The sequence below is a fragment of the Luteimicrobium sp. NPDC057192 genome (assembly GCF_042670205.1).
GTDB lineage: Bacteria > Actinomycetota > Actinomycetes > Actinomycetales > Cellulomonadaceae > Luteimicrobium.
This window is the reverse complement of sequence record NZ_JBHUWD010000019.1, coordinates 64,854-81,773: the sequence shown is the minus strand read 5'-3', so window position 1 is coordinate 81,773 and position 16,920 is coordinate 64,854. Positions and strand designations below refer to the sequence as shown.

The following is a 16,920-nucleotide window of genomic DNA, read 5'->3' as shown; positions in this document are numbered from 1 at the left end:
CCGCCGCCCCCGCGTGTGGTCACTCGCCCCCGCCAGGGGGGTGCCGTGAGCTTCTGACAACTCGCTCCCACTGCCCGTGTGTCAGAACCTGGCGGCAGCAGAGTGCCGTGAGCTTCTGACAACCCGGGCGGTCAGTCGGGGAGGCGGAGCTGCCAGGCCGCGAACCCGCCGTCGGGCCGGAAGCCGAGGGCCACGTTGATGGCGAGCATCGGCCCGTTCTCCTCCGCGTTCCACGTGACGATCCGCCGGACGTCGGGCCGCCGCTCCGCCAGCGCCTGGAGGTTCGCGACCTTGACGGCCATCCCCAGGCGGTGCCCCCGGTGCTCGGGGTCGACGATGGTCGTGTCCTGGCTCGCGACGGGGCGCGCGTCGTCGGGCTCCGTCGGGACGACGACCGCGGTGTACCCCACGATGCGACCCGTCGGGACGTGGTGGGCGGCGCTGAGCAGGACGGTCTGGCCGCGCTCCTCGAACCGGGCGAGCCACGTCCGCACGCGCTCCGCGTCCCACGGGTCCTCCTCGAGCTCGAGCCCGCCCGACGGTGCGTCGGTCATCATCCGGCTCTCGAGCGCCGCCAGGTCGGCGAACGCGTCCTCCGGCACGTCGCCGTACCAGGTGCGGACCAGGTAGGCGTCGTCTGCGTGCTCGCCGGCGGCCTCCGCGAACCGGCGCAGGAGGCTCGGGTCGACGGGCAGCTCGAGGCGGGACACCCGCTCCATCTGCTCGCACGCGAGCCCTCGGGCCAGCGCGAAGCGGGTGCCGTCGTCGTCGACGGGGATGCGGCCCGAGCCCGTCGACGGTGCGAGCGCCCCCGGCCCCTCCGGCGGTTCCACGGCCACGTCGGACCACGCCTGCACGAGGTGCCGCCCCTGGCCGCGGACGACGTCGACCGCCGCGTCCCACAGGGCTGCCCCGATCCCGCGACGGCGGTGGTCCGGGTGGACGGCGAGCTCGACCTCGACCGAGTCCGTGTTGGACGCCTGGGGCGCGCGAAGCCAGGCGTACCCGACGACGTCGTCAGGCGTGGGGCTCGTGGGCGAGGTGGCGTCGTCGGCGGGCGCACGGACGGCGACGACGGCCGAGGTCCGCAGGTAGTCCGCGTGCCGGAGCTGCCCGAGGCGCTGGGAGGCGGGGTCGGCCGCGTCCGCGTGACCCCGTGAGGCGAGCTGGACGGCGCGGTCCACGCCGGCGACGCCCTGCACGAGCCATCCGGCGGGGGCGTCGAGAGAGGCCGGGGCGTCGTCAGGCGTGAGCGGGACGAGCCGGAACGTCGGTGCCATCCGTCCAGCGTGCGCGCGGGGGGCAGGCCCGTCCACGGCTTAACCCGCGCTGTGTCAGAAGCTCACGGCAGCCGGGTGCCGTGAGCTTCTGACAACTCCGTCGGGTGGGCGTTGGACAATGGGGCGATGCGGGTGGACGTGTGGCTCTGGGCGGTCCGGCTGGCGAAGAGCCGGTCGGTCGCGACGGCGTGGTGCCGGGCCGGGCACGTGCGGCTCAACGGGGTCCGGGTCAAGCCTGCATCGAAGCTGAAGGCCGGCGACCGGGTCGAGTTCCGGACCGACCGCGACCGGGTCGTCGAGGTCGTGGCCCTGCTCCCCAAGCGTGTCGGAGCGCCCGAGGCGGTCAAGGCGTACGTCGACCACTCGCCGGCGCCGCTGCCGCGCGAGTACGTCGCACCGGCAGGCATCCGTGACCGTGGGACCGGCCGCCCCACCAAGCGCGACCGCCGGGCGCTGGACCGTCTGCGCGGACGCGACTGACCGTCGTCGGGCACGGACGTGTCAGAAGCTCACGGCAGCGGAGTGCCGTGAGCTTCTGACAGCCCGGGGAGGAGCGGCGTCAGCAGGTGCCGACCGCCGTCCACGGGCCCCACGGCGTGTTGCTCGGCGTCTGGCCCTGGGTCCACCAGTTCGCGCGGTAGATCGAGCCGTCGTACGACGCCAGGTCGCCGCCGAGGTAGACGCTCGCCGCGTTCCAGGCCGGGGCGCTGCAGGTGCCCGGGTCGGTCGGCGTCGTCGGGTCGGTGGGCGTGGTGCCCGGGTCGGTCGGCGTGCCGCCGTCGCCCGGGTCCGTACCGCCCGCGACGACGTGCAGGTCGACGCACGAGTAGAACGCGTTCGCCGTGTCGGCGATGTTCCACCGGGCGAGGATCGTGTGGTCGCCGGTGGGCAGGCCCTCGATGGTGTGCGCGACGTCCGCGGCGGGCTGCTTGTTGTTGCCGTCGAACGTGCGGTACAGGACGCCGTCGAGGAAGTACTCCCACGACGCCGTCGAGTGGGCCGCGGTGAGCTTCCACTGGAACGTCACCGTCGTGCCGGTCGTGGTGCGGGGCCACGGCTTCGAGCTGTCGTCGAGGATCGCGAAGCTCGCGTTGCCGCCGCTGCACTTGAGGGATCCCTTGGGGGCCTCGACGCTCTGCGGCTCGTACGTGATCTCACCGCAGTCGAACGACGTCTGGCCGGTGGCGCAGAAGCCCTGGCGGCTCTCGGGGGACGTGATCCAGCCGTGGGCGTTCGCGGCGGGTGCGACGACGAGCGACGTGAGCACCGCCGCGGCGGCCGCCGTCACCGCGACGAGCGTGGCGCGGATGCGGGTCATGGGTTCTCGCTTCCTTGCGTGAGGTGTCGGCGAGGCAGCGACCCGACGGTCGCGCCCCTGCAGACCTGACCTCTCGACGCTAGGGAACGTCCGGAAACCGCACAATCGTGCGGATCCCGTACGGGATTCCCCGACCCCGTGCGGCCGGGGCGAGGGGCGAGCCCGTCAGACGACGCGGCGCAGCCACCCCCGCGCGTCGGGCGTGCGGCCGTACTGGAGGTCGAGGAGCGCCGAACGCAGCGCGAGGCTCGTCGCGCCGGGCGTCCCGTCGCCGACCTGCTGCTCGTACACGGCGCCGTCGGCCTCGCCGCGGATCCCCACGACCGGCGTGATGACCGCGGCCGTGCCGGCAGCGAAGACCTCGACGACCGACCCGTCGGCGAGCCGCTCGCGGAGCTCGGCGAGCCCGATCCGCCGCTCGACGGGCGTGAGGCCGAGGTCGGGCGCGAGGTCGAGCAGGCTGTCGCGCGTGACTCCCTCGAGGATGCTGCCGAGCGCGGGCGTGAGGAGCTCGCCGTCCGTCGTCACGAGGAAGACGTTCATGGTGCCGGCCTCCTCGAGCCAGGCGTGCTCCTCGCCGTCGAGGTAGAGCACCTGGTCGCAGCCGCGGTCGCGGGCCTCGGCCTGCGCCGCGAGGCTCGCGGCGTAGTTGCCGCCCGTCTTCGCGTCGCCCGTCCCACCGCGGGACGCCCGCACGTACCGGTCGGTCACCCACAGGTTGACGCCCTGGACGCCGCCGCTGAAGTAGGGGCCCGCGGGGCTCGCGAGGACGCCGAAGGTGGCCTCGTTCGCGGGCCGCACGCCCAGGAACGCCTCGGTCGCGACCATGAACGGGCGCAGGTAGAGGCTCGTCTCCTGGCCGTCGGGCGCGTCGGGGACCCAGCCGGCGTCGGCGCGGACGAGCGCCTCGACTGCCGCGACGAAGTCCTCCTCGCGCAGCACGGGGAGCGCGAGCCGCTGCGCCGAGTGGGCGAACCGGGCCGCGTTCCGGTCGGGCCGGAACAGCCAGACGCTCCCGTCGGCGTGCCGGTAGGCCTTGAGCCCCTCGAAGATCTCCTGCCCGTAGTGCAGGACGGCGGCCGCCGGGTGCAGCGTGAACGGCTCGAGCGGGCGGACGGCGGCGTCGTGCCAGCCGTCGTCGGTGTTCCAGGCGGCGGTGACCATGTGGTCGGTGAAGTACCGGCCGAAGCCGGGGTCCGCGAGGATCGCGGCGCGCTCGGCGTCGGCGAGCGGTTCGGGGGCGGGGCGGAGGTCGAGGTCGAGCGGCACTTCCGCATCGTACGGCGAAGCGGTTCCGGACTGCCCGTGCGCAGTGGTGTTACGGGTGAGTAACATGCTCGCGACAGCGCTGTCCAGGCTCTTCCCAGCCGGTCGCACGCGACGTAGCGTGACGACGCAGCACGGCCAGGTCCACCCGCTTCGGGTCCGGTGGGCGATGGTGTCGAGCCGAGCCGGTGACCCCGGTGAGGGGAGCCGCCCTGGTCTCCCGCAACCCGGAGCTGGAGGGGATTTTTGCGCATGGCACGATCAACCACACGAGCCGGACGGGACCGGCACCTCAGGACGGACCGTCCAGGAACGAGGGTGGTGGCAGCCGTTGCCGCCACCCTCGTCGCGTCCGCGGGCGGCATCGGTGCCGCGGCGGCCGCCTCGGCGAGCGACGACGGCGACTCCACGCTCGCGACCCCGGCCTCCGTGGTCGCACCGCACGCGGTCGACCCGAGCACCAAGCTCGCGGGCTCGCTCGCGACGTCCGTCAAGGGCCGCCACTCGGTCTTCGTCCAGCTCTCGGGCACGGGCGCCGCCGACGCCTCGGCCGACACGGCCGGCACGACGACGCAGAAGAAGGCCGCCGCGAAGGCGCGGCGGTCCGCTATCGGCAAGACGGCGTCGTCGGTGGTCGGCACCGCCAAGGCGCACGACGACGACGCGAGCAAGCTCTTCGAGGTCTCCAACGCGGTGCCGGGCGTGGCCGTGAACGTGGACGGCGCCGCGATCGACGCGCTCGCGCAGCGCTCCGACGTCGTCAAGATCACGCCGCTCGTCCCCAAGAAGGTCTCGAACGCGAGCACCGCCAACCTCACCCAGGCCCTGGCGACGTGGCAGGACTACGGCAACACCGGCAAGGGCGTGTCCGTCGGCGTCATCGACACGGGCATCGACTACACGCACGCGGACTTCGGCGGGCCGGGCACGGTCGCGGCGTGGGACGCGGCGCACGCGGACAGCGCGGGCGCCTGGACCCCGACGGCGAAGGTCGTGGGCGGCTACGACTTCGTGGGTGACGACTACGACGCGGACCCCGCCGACGAGGACACGTACCAGCCGGTCCCGCATCCCGACCCCAACCCCTTGGGCTGCAACAACCACGGCACGCACGTCGCCGGCACGGTCGCCGGCTACGGCGAGAACGCGGACGGCTCGACCTTCACGGGCGACTACTCGAAGCTCACCGCGGACCAGCTCATGACCATGAAGATCGGTCCCGGCATGGCCCCCGACGCGTCGCTGTACGCGCTCAAGGTCTTCGGCTGCGACGGCTCGACCGACGAGGTCATCCCGGCGCTCGACTGGTCGCTCGACCCGAACGGCGACGGCAACTTCTCCGACCACCTCGACATCGTCAACATGTCGCTCGGGTCGGACTACGGCGTCGTCGACGACCCGGAGAACGCGGTCATCGACAAGCTCGCCGCGCACGGCGTCCTGCCGGTCATCGCGATGGGCAACAACGGCGACCTCACCGACACGGGCGGCTCGCCGGGCAACGCGGTCCGCTCGCTCGCCGTCGCGAGCTCGGTGGACGCCTACCAGCTCCGTGACGGGCTGAAGGTCAACGCGCCGTCCGACGTCGCGGGCATCGCGGCGGGCCAGTTCTCGATCGCGTACCCGTGGGCGACCGCGGCTCCCGTGACCGGTGACGTCGTCGCGATCCCGGGCGCCAACGCCGACGGGTGCGACCCGTTCTCCGCGGCCGACGCCGCGAAGGTCGCGGGCAAGGTCGCGTGGCTGACGTGGGACGACAACGACGCGACGCGCCGCTGCGGCTCGGTGCAGCGTGCGAACTACGCCGCGGCCGCCGGGGCTGTCGGGGCGATCTTCACCTCCGGCCTCGACGTCTTCGGGGCGGGCATCACGGGTAGCGACAAGATCCCGGTCGTCCAGCTCCCCAAGGCCCAGACCGACCGTCTGCAGCCGGCCGTGGACGCGGGCACGCTGAACGTCACGTTCGACGGCTCGCTCGCCGCGACCATCAAGGACGTCACCCCGTCCATCACGGACACGCTCAGCTCGTTCAGCTCGCGCGGCACCCACGGTTCGCTGGGCGTCGTGAAGCCCGACGTGACCGCGCCCGGCGACACCGTCGCCTCCGCGGGCCTCGGGTCGGGCAACGGCGTGCTCGTCGAGTCGGGCACGTCCATGGCGACGCCGCACGTCGCGGGCATCTCCGCGCTGGTCAAGGTCGCGCACCGGGGCTGGAGCACGGAGCAGCTCAAGGCCGCGATCATGAACACCGCAGGCCACGACGTGTACACCGGCGACGACAAGACCGGCGACATCTACGGGCCGGCCCGCGTGGGCTCCGGACGCATCGACGCGCTCGACGCCGTCAACACCTCCGTCCTCGCGTACGACACGGACGTCAAGGGCGCGGTCTCCGCGTCGTTCGGCGTCGTCGCGGTGCCGGCCAACAAGTCGGTCGTCACGCACAAGCGCACGATCAAGGTCGAGAACACGGGCTCGAAGGCCACCACGGTCACGCTCAGGTACCAGGGCGTCGTCAAGCAGCCCGGCGTCACCTACACGGTGAAGCCGGCCGCGATGACGATCAAGGCGCACTCGAGCAAGAAGGCCACGGTCACCATGACGGTCGTGACCAAGTCGCTGCGCAAGACGCTCGACCCGACCATGGCGGCCACGCAGGTCAACCCGTACACGGGGGCCGACGAGGCGCGTCAGTACGTCTCCGACGCGTCCGGCCGGCTCCTGGTCAAGCCGCTCGGCAAGTCGGCCCTCCGGGTCCCCGTCTACGGGGCCGCGAAGCCGACGTCGACGACGTCGACCAAGGCGACGACCTTCCGGAGCGGGAAGAACACCCTGACGGCGCTGACCCTCAAGGGCCAGGGCGTGTCCCAGGGCAGCGGGTCGACGGCGTTCCGGTCGCTGGCCTCCGTGCTGCAGCTGGGGGCGAAGAGCCCGAAGCTGCCGGTCTGCCACGGCACCCAGACGTCGGACTGCACGACGAACACCACGGACACCTCGGGTGACCTGCGGTACGTCGGCGCGGGCTCGACCAAGGGCGTGCACGGGTACGCCGACGGCACGCTGACCTTCGGCATCGCGTCGTGGGGAGACTGGGCGACCATCGGCAACATGGTCGTCCCGTACGTGGTGATCGACACGAACGGCGACGGCAAGGCCGACTACGAGGTGGACGTCCAGAACGCCCCGTCGACCGACCTGCTCGAGGCGCTCGTTCTCGACCTCAACCACCGCGACAAGAACGGCGCCCCCACGCCGGTCAGCGTCTCGCCGGTCAACTACAACGAGGGCGACGTCGACACCAACGTGTTCGACAACAACGTCCTGCTGATCCCCGTCTCTCCGGCGGCGATCGGCGTGAAGAAGACCGACACGTCCTTCCCGATCACCTACCAGGTGGGGATGTACTCCGGGTACACGGGCGACGACATCGACGACTCGCCGGCGGTCCAGTTCGACGTCGCCGACCCGGGCGTCGTCGTCTCCGACCCGCTGTACCTGGACCAGGGCGGGAACTCGATCGTCTACACGCTCGGGTCCGACGTCGCGAAGAAGGGCACCGACGCGCTCGTCCTGCACCTGCAGGGCACGCAGGGCAAGCGCGTCGAGGTGGTGCACCTGCCCAAGGCGGAGAAGCCGAAGGCGGCTCCGCACGGCAAGCAGCACGCGCCGTCGTACTCGCACCTGAAGGGCCACACGCACACGTGGTCGCTCCGGGGCGCGCTCGACTGACGCAACCTCTGTGAGACGGCCGCGGCCCGGTGGGATCCTCCCGCCGGGCCGCGGCCGTTCGCGCGTCCGTCGGTGGGTCGCCGCGCGGGCCTCCCGCCGAGGGCAGACGATGTCCGCAGCGACGGTCTCGCCGTGGAGACCGTCACGCGCAGGGGAGGGCGAGCCGGTGACAGCATCGACGCCGACGTCGACGGTCGACAGCTCGTCGCGCCGCTGGGTGTCGCTCGCCGCGGCGTGCACCGCGGCGGGCATGGTGTGGCTGGCGTTCGCCGACTTCGGGGTCGCGATCCCGACCGTCGCGGACGATCTCCACGCGGATCTCGGCACGCTGCAGTGGGCCAACAACGCCTTCAGCCTGGTCACCGGCGCCCTCGTGATCGCAGCCGGCAAGTTCGGCGACGTGTTCGGGCGTCGGCGGATGCTCCTGCTCGGGATCGTGCTGTTCGGCGCCTTCTCGGTGGTGGGCGGGCTCGCGCACGGGATGCCGCTGCTGATCGTCGGGCGCGGCCTCATGGGGGTCGGCGCGGCGCTCATCCTGCCGGCGACCCTCGCGCTGATCCCGCCGCAGTTCACGGGGCGCGCGCTGCTCACGGCGTTCGGGGTGTGGCAGGCCGTCGCATGGGGAGGCGACGCCATCGGACCCGCGATCGGCGGCGTCCTCACGCACCTCCTCGGCTGGCAGTGGCTGTTCTGGGTCAACGTGCCGCTCGCCGTCGTCGCGGTGCTCGCGATCCGTGCGTTCACGCCCGAGTCGAGCGACCCGCACGCGTCGAGCCGCGTCGACTGGCTGGGCCTCGTCACGATCGCCGCCGCCGTCTTCGCGCTCCTGTACGCCCTCACGGACGGGCCGAGCGTCGGGTGGGACGCGCCCGTCGTCGTCGGCATGCTCGTCGCGGCGGTCGTGCTGGCGGTCGCGTGGTGGGTGATCGAGCTGCACGTGAGCCACCCCCTCGTCGACCTGCGGCTGTTCCGGCTGCGCGCCTACGACGGTGCGCTGGTCGCCAACCTGACGATGAACCTCGCGTTCGCGGGGCTCAGCTATCTGCTGGTGCTCTGGCTGCAGAACGCCCGCGGCTACGGCCCGGTGCAGGCCGGGCTGCTCGTGATGCCCGTGGTCCTCGGGATCTTCGTGTTCATCCCCGTCGGCGGGCGGATGGACGCACGGTTCGGCGGCCGGCGGCCGGCCGTCGTCGGGCTGGTCGTGATGAGCGTGGGGATCCTCGGGCTGGGGACGACGTCGACCGACTCGTCGCTGTGGGTCATGGGCGTCGCGCTCGTGGTCCTGGGGGTCGGCCTCGGGCTCATGTCGACGCCGGTCTCGAGCAACACCGTCGGGGGAGTCGACGAGGAGCTCGCCGGGACTGCGGCCGGCGTCTTCAAGATGTCGAGCATGGTCGGCGGGTCGATCGGCGTCGCGCTGCTCGCCGCCCTCGGCCGGAGCCTCAGCGCGGGCGAGTGGACGCGCGCCGCGCGCGACGCCGGGCTCAGCGGCGACGACGTCGACCGCGCCCGCGCGGCGCTCGTGAACTCGTCGTCGTTCTCGGACGCGATCCAGTCGCTGCCCGCGTCGGAGCGGAGCGCCGTGACGCGGTCCGTGGTCGACGCGTTCTCGTCCGGCGTGGGCGACGCCATGGTCGTGACGGGGATCCTCAGCGCGCTCGCCGCCGTCGTGGTGGTGCTCGTCTGGCCGCGGCCGTCCCGGCCGACACCCTGAACGCTCCGCCGGCCGGGCGGCGTGCTCCTACTGCACGTCCTGCACCAGGCAGAAGGGGTGACCGGCCGGGTCGGCGTAGACGCGGAACCGGTCCGCGGGGTGGCCGTCCTCCTCGGGCGTGCCGCTGACCGGCTGCGCCCCCGCCGCCACGGCGGCGTCGTGCGCGTCCTCGAGCTGCTCGACGGCGACGTCCAGGTGGACGCGACCGACCGTCGAGTCACGCGACCACGGGGGAGGGGTCGCGTCGGAGCGCTGGAAGGCCAGGCGGGGGCCGCCGTCGGGCGCGACGAGGACGAGCCAGCCGTCGCCGTCAGGGTCCCACTCGGCGTGGCCCGGCGCGTACGGCCAGTCGAGGAGACGCCGGTAGAACTCCGCGAGCCCCCGCGGCTCGGGGCAGTCGAGGACGAGCTCGCGCAGGCGCAGCGCGGTCACGACGCGACCTGCTGCTCGAGCCACGCGACGTCGCGGGGCGCGTCCGCGTGCGTCTCGCAGATCACGGGGGCACCGACCGCCTGTACCAGGGACACGAGGACGGCCGAGTCGATCTGCCCGTCGGTGAGGCTCGCGTGCCGGTCCGCGCCCGACCCGAACGTGTCGCGGCTGTTGTTCGCGTGGACGAGGGAGATGTTCCCGACGACGGCGCTCACGTCCGCAGGCGCGGTCTCCAGCGCGATGCCGCTCGCCCAGCCGTGGCACGTGTCGAAGCAGAAGCCGAGGGGCACGCCCGCCTTCTCGGCCGCCGGCGCGACGACGGACCAGAGCTGCTCGATCCGCTCGAGGCCGCGCGCCATCGCGCCGTCTCCGCCCGCGGTGTTCTCGATCAGCACTGGCACCTCGGACTTGAGCGGCTCGATCGCCTTGCGCCAGTTGTCGAAGCCGACCTCGAGCGGGTCGCCCTTGCCGACGTGCCCGCCGTGCACGATCAGCCCCTTCGCCCCGATCAGGGCCGCCCCCGTGGCCATCTGCTGCAGGAGCTTGCGGGACGGGATGCGGATTCGGTTGTTCGTGCTCGCCACGTTGATGACGTACGGGGCGTGGACGTAGAGGTCGAGGTCCGCGGCCTTCGCGGCGTCCCGGAGGGCGGCGGCGCGCTCCTCGGGGGAGGCGTCGTCGGACCCGTCCACCGGGAAGGTGAACTGCGGGCCCTTCCACCCCTGCGGGTCCCCCAGGAACACCTGGGCCTGGGTCGCGCCCATGTCGAGGGACTGGGCGACGGCGTCGTGCTGGTCGACGTGAGCTCCGATGCGCATGCCGCCAACGTACGCGACCCCGCCGACGGCGACGCGCCGTTCGCCGACGGTGACGCTGTGCTCGCCGACGGTGACGCTCCCTTCGCCGACGGTGACGCTGTGCTCGCCGACGGTGACGCTCCCTTCGTCGACGGAGACGCTGTGCTCGCCGATCCGGGGGTCACCGCTTCACATCGGCGTCACCGTCGCTGATCCGGACGGCACCGTCGGCGAGCACAGCGTCACCGTCGCTGATCCGGACGTCACCGTCGGCGAGCACAGCGTCACCGTCGCTGATCCGGACGTCACAGTCGGCGAGCACAGCGTCGCCGTCGGCGGGGGTGGCTTCAGCGACCGCGGGCTCGCGGTCCTGGCGGCCCTCGCCGCCGCGCGGCATGAAGAGCACGGCGACGAGCATCAGCACCCCGGCGACGAGGACGCCGAGGAACACCTCGTGCACGGCGTCGGCGAGAGGGCCGGGGGCGGGGTGCGAGGCGGTGCGCCCGAGCGACGCGTTGACGATCGCGCCGTAGACCGCGACGCCGAGGGCGGAGCCGATGTTGCGCGAGAACATGTTGGCCGACGTCACGACGCCGCGCTCGGACCAGCCGACGGTGTGCTGGGCGGCGATGACGGTCGTGGGAGCGGCGAGCCCGAGGCCCGCTCCGACGACGAGGCAGAACGCCCCGACCTGCCACGGGGTGGAGCCGGTGCCGAGGAACAGCAGGACGAGCACCACCCCGACGATCGCCAGCAGCGCCCCGAGCAGCGCGGTGACGCGGAAGCCGTGGCGCAGGTAGAGGCGGCCGCTCTGGGCGGCGGCGACGGGCCACCCGATCGTCATGGTGGCGACGGAGAACCCGGCGACGAGCGCGCCCGTCCCGAGCGTGACCTGCGTGAACGTCGGCACGTAGGACGTGAAGCCGATCATCACGGCACCGACGCCGAGGCTCACGACGCTCGTGGTCAGCAGCGTGCGCCGTCCGAAGACCCACAGGGGCAGCACGGGCTCGGGCGCGCGCCGCTCCACGAGCACGAACGCGACAGTCAGCACGACTCCACCGCCGAGGACGAGCGCGCTGGTGACGGACGTCCACGGCCAGCCCTCGCCGCCCTCGAGGAGCCCGAGCATGAGGAGGGTCGTGGCGGCCGTCACGAGGACGGCGCCGAGGTAGTCGACGCGGTGTTTGCGGCGCTCGACCTTCTCGCGGAAGTTGCGCAACAGGATCCCGCCGGCGACGAGGCAGAGCGGGAGGTTGACCCAGAAGATCCACCGCCAGGAGACCCACTCGGAGAACGCGCCGCCGATGAGCGGCCCGACGACGGCGGAGATCCCCCAGACGCTCGCGATGTACCCCTGGACCTTGGCGCGCTCGGCGAGCGTGTAGATGTCGCCGACGATCGTCGTCGACATGGGGAGGATCGCCCCGGCGCCGAGGCCCTGGACGGCGCGGAACGCGATGAGCGCCGGCATGGACCACGCCACGCCGCACAGCACGGACCCGGCGAGGAACACGGCGACGCCGAACAGGATCACGGGCTTGCGGCCGACGACGTCGGCGACCTTGCCGTAGAGCGGCGTGGTCGCGGCCTGCGCGAGCAGGTAGACGGACAGCAGCCACGGGAACTGCGAGAACCCGCCGAGCTCCTTGGTGATGGTCGGGATCGCGGTCGCGATGACGGTGGAGTCGAGGGCGACGAGCGCCGTCGCGAGCATCAGGGCCAGCAGGAGCGGGCCGCGGTCGGAGCGCAGGCCGACGGAGGCGCGCGAGATCTCGGGGGAGGTACTTGCCACGATGAAACCGAACTCGGACGGGCGTGTGCGTGTTCCCGGCGGTCGGTCGGCCCGTCAGCTCGGGGCGCCGCTCGCCGTCGTGGGGAGCGTGTGGAGGTGGGCCGCGGCCGAGGCGGCGGAGTCCTGGAGCGTGCCCCTCTCCGCCCGGTAGCGGCGTCCCATGAGTACCGCCATGAGGACGCCCGCGAAGCTGAACGCGGCCATCACCCAGGACGCCGTCGCGAGGCCCGAGGCGAGCGCCTGGGACGTCGAGTGCCCGGAGGCGGTGCGGTCGGTGATCACCGAGGCGTTGACCGTCGCGGCGAGCGCGGTCGCGACGGCGGCGCCGACGTACCGGGCCATGTTCGAGATCCCCGAGGCGGCGCCGACCTGGTCGGCGGAGACGGACGCGGTCGCGGCGGAGGAGGCGGGACCGTTCGACAGGCCCATCCCTACGGCGATCGCGAGGAGCGGGATCACGAAGGCGCCGTACCGCCACGACTGGTCGGTGAACCCGACGACCGCGAAGCCGACGGCCGTGATCAGGAAGCCCAGCCCGACGACCTGCCGTCCGCCGAGCCTTGCGGCGAACCGCGGGACCAGGGGCGCGACGACGACGAGCCCCACGGTCGCGGGCAGGGTGGCGAGCCCGGCCTCCAGCGGTGACATGCCGAGCGCGGCGGGGTTCTGGAAGTAGAGGCTGAGCAGGTACATCAGCCCGTTGATCGTGCCGGCGCCGATGAGGATGGCGATGGTCGACCCGACCAGCACGCGGTTGCGCAGGAGGGTCAGGTCGAGCAGGGGCACCCGGACGCGCTTCTCGACGGCGACGAAGGCGAACCCGGCGGCGGCGGCGACGACGAGGCAGCCGACCGTCCGCAGCGACGCCCATCCCCAGGTCGAGCCCTCGCTCATCGCCAGGACCGCGGGGCTGAGGGTGAGCGCGATCAGGATCGCGCCCGCGTAGTCGATGTCGTGGGACCGGTGCGGGTCGCGCGACTCGTGCACGGCCACGGCCGCGATCAGCATGCAGACGACCGCGACGACGGCGTCGATCCAGAACAGGCCCTGCCACCCGGTGGCGTCGACCAGGAGCCCGCCCACGAGGGGGCCCGCGGCAGCGCCGACCGCCGCGGCGGCGCCCCAGAGCGAGACGGAGCGCAGCTGCGCCTCGCCGCTGTTGGCCACCGTGAGCAGGCTCAGGCCGCACGCGAGGATGGTCGAGCCCGCGGCACCCTGGATCACGCGGCCCAGGATCACGCCACCACCGGTCTGCGCGAGGGCGATGAAGACGCACGAGGCGACGAAGAGGAGCAGGCCGAGCTGGAAGACCCGACGACGGCCGAACACGTCGCCGAGCGAGCCGGCGGTGACGATGACCGCGGCCCCCATGAGCGAGTAGCCGGTGACCGCCCACTGGAGCGTGTCGACGGAGGTGTCCGTGTCCTTGCTGATGGCCGGCAGCAGGATGCCGACGGCGGAGGTGTTGGCGTTGACGACCAGGGTCGAGAGGCACGTGGCGAGGAGGACCCCCAGCGCCATCCGGGTCCCGGAGGCCTGGGACGCCGGCGCGGTCATGCCTGCCGCCCGGCGAGCATCGTGGTGGACACGGCACGCCTCCTCCCGCGCGCCCGTCGGCGGGCGCGCGTCAGGCTCATCGTGGCAGCGGCAGGCGGGACGCGCGCGGCCGAGCGGGCGTGGACGCTCAGATCATCCGTCGCAGATGAGGCGCACGCCTGCGACCAGCGACGACCCTGGACGTGTCCGCACCGCTCGCTGTTCGAGGGGCCACCGGCCGCACCGGTGGGCGCCGAGGAGGTCAGATGTCAGCCGCAGGAAACGTGACCGCGGTCCGCGGCCACGCCGTGTCCTTCAAGGACGACCCCTTCCACTCCGACGACGCGCTCGTCGACATCGCGGACGCGCTCGTCGTGAGCGAGGACGGTGTCATCACCGCGTTCGGCCCGTACGACGAGACCAGGCGCACGTCCCGGAGGGCGTCGAGATCGCGCACCTGCCGGGCTCGGTGATCTGCCCGGGCTTCATCGACACGCACGTCCACTACGTGCAGACCGGCATCATCGGGGCGTTCGGCTCGCAGCTCATCGACTGGCTCAACCACTACACGTTCATCGAGGAGCAGCGGTTCTCGGACGCCGGGCACGCGGCGGACGTCGCGCGCGTCTACTTCGACGAGCTGCTGCGCAACGGCACGACGACGGCCGTCACCTTCTGCGCCGTCTACCCCGAGTCCGTCGACGCGTTCTTCGAGGAGTCGGAGCGCAGGGGCACGCGGATGATCGGCGGCAAGGTCCTCATGGACCGCAACGCCCCCGACGCGCTCCTCGACACGGCGCAGACGGGCTACGACGACTCGAAGGCCCTGATCGAGAAGTGGCACGGCACGGGCCGCCAGCTGTACGCGATCACGCCGCGGTTCGCCCCGACGAGCACGCCCGAGCAGCTCGAGGCCGCCGGGGCGCTCTGGAAGGAGCACCCGGGGACGTTCATGCACACCCACGTGTCGGAGAACCTCGGCGAGATCCAGTGGGTGCGCTCGCTGTTCCCGGACCGCAAGGGCTACCTCGACGTCTACGACCACTACGGCCTGCTCGGCCGCCGGTCGGTGCTCGCGCACGGCGTCCACCTGACGGCGTCGGAACGGCGCCGGGTGAGCGAGACGCAGACGGCGATCGCGCACTGCCCGACCTCGAACCTGTTCCTCGGCAGCGGCCTGTTCCACGTGCACGACGCCAAGGACGCGAAGCACCCCGTGCACGTGGGCCTCGGGACCGACATCGGCGCCGGCACGAGCTTCTCGCTCCTCGCGACGATGAACGAGGCGTACAAGGTCGCGGAGCTGCTCAGCTACCCGATGAACTCGCTCAAGTCGTTCTACCTGGCGACGCTCGGCGGGGCCCGCGCGCTCGACCTCGACGACAAGATCGGGTCGCTCGAGGTCGGCAAGGAGGCCGACTTCGTCGTCCTCGACCCGGCCGCCACCCCGCTCCTGTCGTACCGCTCGTCGCGCGCGGAGTCGACCGAGGAGCTGCTGTTCGTCCTGTCGATCATGTCCGACGACCGCACCGTCGCGGCCACCTACTCGGGCGGCCGCCTCGTCCACGCTCGGAAGGAGTCCTGATGTCCACGGGTCACGCGGGGTACGTGCACGCCACGACCACCATGTTCGGGAAGTCCGACAAGGACCGGCCGCACGACCGGCTCGGCGGGCCCGAGGCGTGGACCATCTGGGTCCTCGCGACGGTCTTCGTCGTCTGGCTGTTCGCGATCCAGACGGGCTACGGCATCGTCTCGCCGGACATCCAGCACGACGCGTCGCTGTCGATCGGGCAGGTCAGCCTCGCGGCCTCGATCTACACGTGGGCGTTCGCGATCTGCCAGTTCTTCTCCGGCTCGCTCCTGGACCGGTACGGCACTCGTCCGCTCCTGGCGATCGCCGTCGCGTTCGTGACGGCCGGCGCGTTCCTGTACTCGGCGACGACGAACTTCGGCACGCTCGTCGCGGCGCAGATCGTGCTGGCGATCGGGTCGTCGTTCGGCTTCGTCGGTGCCGGGTACGTAGGCGGCACGTGGTTCGCCGCGGCCAAGTACGGGCTGATGTTCGGCATGGTGCAGATGTTCGCGTCGCTCGGCTCGGCCGTCGGGCAGCCCGCGATCTCCGCGCTGCTGCATGCCATGAGCTGGCAGCAGCTCCTCGCCGGGTTCGGGGCGTTCGGCGTGCTGCTGCTCGTCGCGTTCGTGTTCATCGTCCGGAACCCGGTCTCGACGCCGGAGCAGGTCGCCGCCGCGAAGGCCGAGCACGCCGGGCGGAACGTGTTCGCGGAGATCGTCCACGACCTCGGGCAGTGCTTCGCCAACCGGCAGGTCGTGCTGTCGGCGCTCTTCGCGGGGGCGTCGTTCGGCACGATGCTCGCGGTCGGCGTCCTGTGGGGGCCGCGCGTGCAGGAGGCACGGGGCGCGTCCGCGGGGCTCGCCGCGGTCCTGTCGGCGCTGGCGTGGCTCGGTCTCGCGTTCGGTGCGCCGCTCGTGAACGTCATCTCGAACCGCTGGCACTCGCGCAAGTGGCCGGCCGTCTACGGCATGGTGCTGCAGGCCGTCGCGGTGGCGCTGTTCATCTACGGGCCCGCGAACTCGCAGGGCGTGAGCGTCGTCATCATGTTCGCGGTGGGCCTGCTGGCCGGGACGCACATGCTGGGCTTCACGATCGCGGGCGAGTCCGTGCCGCCGAACCTCATCGGCAGCGCGTCGGCGATCGTCAACGGGTTCTGCTTCATCGTCGGTGGCGTGCTCGAGGCGGTGCCGGGACGACTCCTGCCGAGCGGGTCGCCGAACCTGTCCGACTACCGCGGCGCGCTGTGGATCATGCCGTTGGTGCTGCTGATCGGTGCGGTGTGCGCGCTCGGGCTGCGCGAACGGTCGCGCGGCGCGGCGGCGCCCGACGACGCGGGGACCGCGGCCGTCGCGCAGACCGTGGCCGAGTGACGGCCGCGGTGACGTGGGCGAGCGGAAACGCTGAGGCCGAGCGACCCCCTGCGTCGCTCGGCCGGCAAGCCCGCTCGAATCCATTGTGATTTGAGATCACATGTAAT

At 72.4% G+C, this 16,920-nt stretch carries 13 protein-coding genes; 6 read left to right on the top strand and 7 right to left on the bottom strand.

The features are described 5' to 3' along the window. Positions 1-131: 131 nt before the first annotated feature. Positions 132-1,280 carry a GNAT family N-acetyltransferase gene (locus ACFT5B_RS10775; protein ID WP_386798005.1) on the bottom strand — a complete coding sequence of 383 codons (1,149 nt, stop codon included), beginning with the start codon at positions 1,278-1,280 and terminating at the stop codon, positions 132-134. A 126-nt stretch (positions 1,281-1,406) separates the two neighbouring features. On the opposite strand from ACFT5B_RS10775, the gene ACFT5B_RS10770 reads away from it, so the two are divergent. Then, on the top strand, positions 1,407-1,760 hold the full coding sequence (locus ACFT5B_RS10770) for an RNA-binding S4 domain-containing protein (RefSeq protein ID WP_386798003.1): 354 nt from the start codon (positions 1,407-1,409) through the stop codon (positions 1,758-1,760). A 79-nt stretch (positions 1,761-1,839) separates the two neighbouring features. Here the strand turns inward: ACFT5B_RS10770 and ACFT5B_RS10765 are convergent, their stop codons facing one another. Further along, positions 1,840-2,598: a lytic polysaccharide monooxygenase gene (locus ACFT5B_RS10765; protein ID WP_386798001.1), complete on the bottom strand. Its 759-nt coding sequence runs from the start codon at positions 2,596-2,598 to the stop codon at positions 1,840-1,842. A 165-nt stretch (positions 2,599-2,763) separates the two neighbouring features. Further along, on the bottom strand, positions 2,764-3,867 hold the full coding sequence (locus tag ACFT5B_RS10760) for a branched-chain amino acid aminotransferase (RefSeq protein WP_386797999.1): 1,104 nt from the start codon (positions 3,865-3,867) through the stop codon (positions 2,764-2,766). Positions 3,868-4,185: 318 nt separating this feature from the next. Here ACFT5B_RS10760 and ACFT5B_RS10755 point away from each other — a divergent pair, with 318 nt between their 5' ends. Continuing rightward, positions 4,186-7,593, top strand: a complete 3,408-nt coding sequence (locus tag ACFT5B_RS10755) for a S8 family serine peptidase (RefSeq protein ID WP_386797997.1) — start codon at positions 4,186-4,188, stop codon at positions 7,591-7,593. A gap of 166 nt (positions 7,594-7,759) precedes the next feature. Then, entirely contained in the window at positions 7,760-9,307 is a 1,548-nt protein-coding gene (locus ACFT5B_RS10750; protein WP_386797996.1) for an MFS transporter, read from the top strand. Positions 9,308-9,334: 27 nt separating this feature from the next. Here the strand turns inward: ACFT5B_RS10750 and ACFT5B_RS10745 are convergent, their stop codons facing one another. The 4 genes from ACFT5B_RS10745 to ACFT5B_RS10730 all read right to left on the bottom strand — a co-directional run bounded on the left by ACFT5B_RS10745 (position 9,335) and on the right by ACFT5B_RS10730 (position 13,888). Next, entirely contained in the window at positions 9,335-9,739 is a 405-nt protein-coding gene (locus ACFT5B_RS10745) for a VOC family protein (RefSeq protein WP_386797995.1), read from the bottom strand. Beyond that, positions 9,736-10,557: a deoxyribonuclease IV gene (locus ACFT5B_RS10740; protein ID WP_386797994.1), complete on the bottom strand. Its 822-nt coding sequence runs from the start codon at positions 10,555-10,557 to the stop codon at positions 9,736-9,738. Before ACFT5B_RS10740 ends, ACFT5B_RS10745 begins: the two co-directional genes overlap by 4 nt. Positions 10,558-10,717: 160 nt before the next feature. Then, the gene (locus tag ACFT5B_RS10735; RefSeq protein WP_386798011.1) at positions 10,718-12,253 is read right to left on the bottom strand and encodes an MDR family MFS transporter; all 1,536 of its coding nucleotides are present in this window, start codon (positions 12,251-12,253) and stop codon (positions 10,718-10,720) included. 132 nt (positions 12,254-12,385) lie between these two features. Beyond that, positions 12,386-13,888 (bottom strand): MFS transporter, encoded by a 1,503-nt coding sequence (locus ACFT5B_RS10730; RefSeq protein WP_386797993.1) that lies wholly within the window; start codon positions 13,886-13,888, stop codon positions 12,386-12,388. A gap of 245 nt (positions 13,889-14,133) precedes the next feature. Between ACFT5B_RS10730 and ACFT5B_RS10725 the strand changes: the two genes are divergently transcribed. From ACFT5B_RS10725 to ACFT5B_RS10715, 3 genes are read left to right on the top strand one after another with little or no spacing between them, the layout of a single operon-like run. Beyond that, on the top strand, positions 14,134-14,340 hold the full coding sequence (locus ACFT5B_RS10725; RefSeq protein WP_386798013.1) for a hypothetical protein: 207 nt from the start codon (positions 14,134-14,136) through the stop codon (positions 14,338-14,340). Further along, positions 14,316-15,452, top strand: a complete 1,137-nt coding sequence (gene guaD / locus ACFT5B_RS10720; protein WP_386798009.1) for a guanine deaminase — start codon at positions 14,316-14,318, stop codon at positions 15,450-15,452. The genes ACFT5B_RS10725 and guaD overlap by 25 nt, the downstream gene beginning before the upstream one ends. Then, on the top strand, positions 15,452-16,813 hold the full coding sequence (locus tag ACFT5B_RS10715; protein ID WP_386797992.1) for an MFS transporter: 1,362 nt from the start codon (positions 15,452-15,454) through the stop codon (positions 16,811-16,813). Before guaD ends, ACFT5B_RS10715 begins: the two co-directional genes overlap by 1 nt. The last annotated feature ends 107 nt before the right edge of the window (positions 16,814-16,920 follow it).

Bases quoted from the DNA above. Each gene is read 5' to 3' on its own strand.
- ACFT5B_RS10730 (WP_386797993.1), bottom strand. From the start codon at position 13,888: ATGACCGCGCCGGCGTCCCAGGCCTCCGGGACCCGGATGGCGCTGGGG.
- ACFT5B_RS10735 (WP_386798011.1), bottom strand. From the start codon at position 12,253: ATGCTCGCGACGGCGCTCGTCGCCCTCGACTCCACCGTCATCGCGACC.
- ACFT5B_RS10740 (WP_386797994.1), bottom strand. From the start codon at position 10,557: ATGCGCATCGGAGCTCACGTCGACCAGCACGACGCCGTCGCCCAGTCC.
- ACFT5B_RS10725 (WP_386798013.1), top strand. From the start codon at position 14,134: ATGTCAGCCGCAGGAAACGTGACCGCGGTCCGCGGCCACGCCGTGTCC.
- ACFT5B_RS10765 (WP_386798001.1), bottom strand. From the start codon at position 2,598: ATGACCCGCATCCGCGCCACGCTCGTCGCGGTGACGGCGGCCGCCGCG.
- ACFT5B_RS10715 (WP_386797992.1), top strand. From the start codon at position 15,452: ATGTCCACGGGTCACGCGGGGTACGTGCACGCCACGACCACCATGTTC.
- ACFT5B_RS10775 (WP_386798005.1), bottom strand. From the start codon at position 1,280: ATGGCACCGACGTTCCGGCTCGTCCCGCTCACGCCTGACGACGCCCCG.
- ACFT5B_RS10770 (WP_386798003.1), top strand. From the start codon at position 1,407: ATGCGGGTGGACGTGTGGCTCTGGGCGGTCCGGCTGGCGAAGAGCCGG.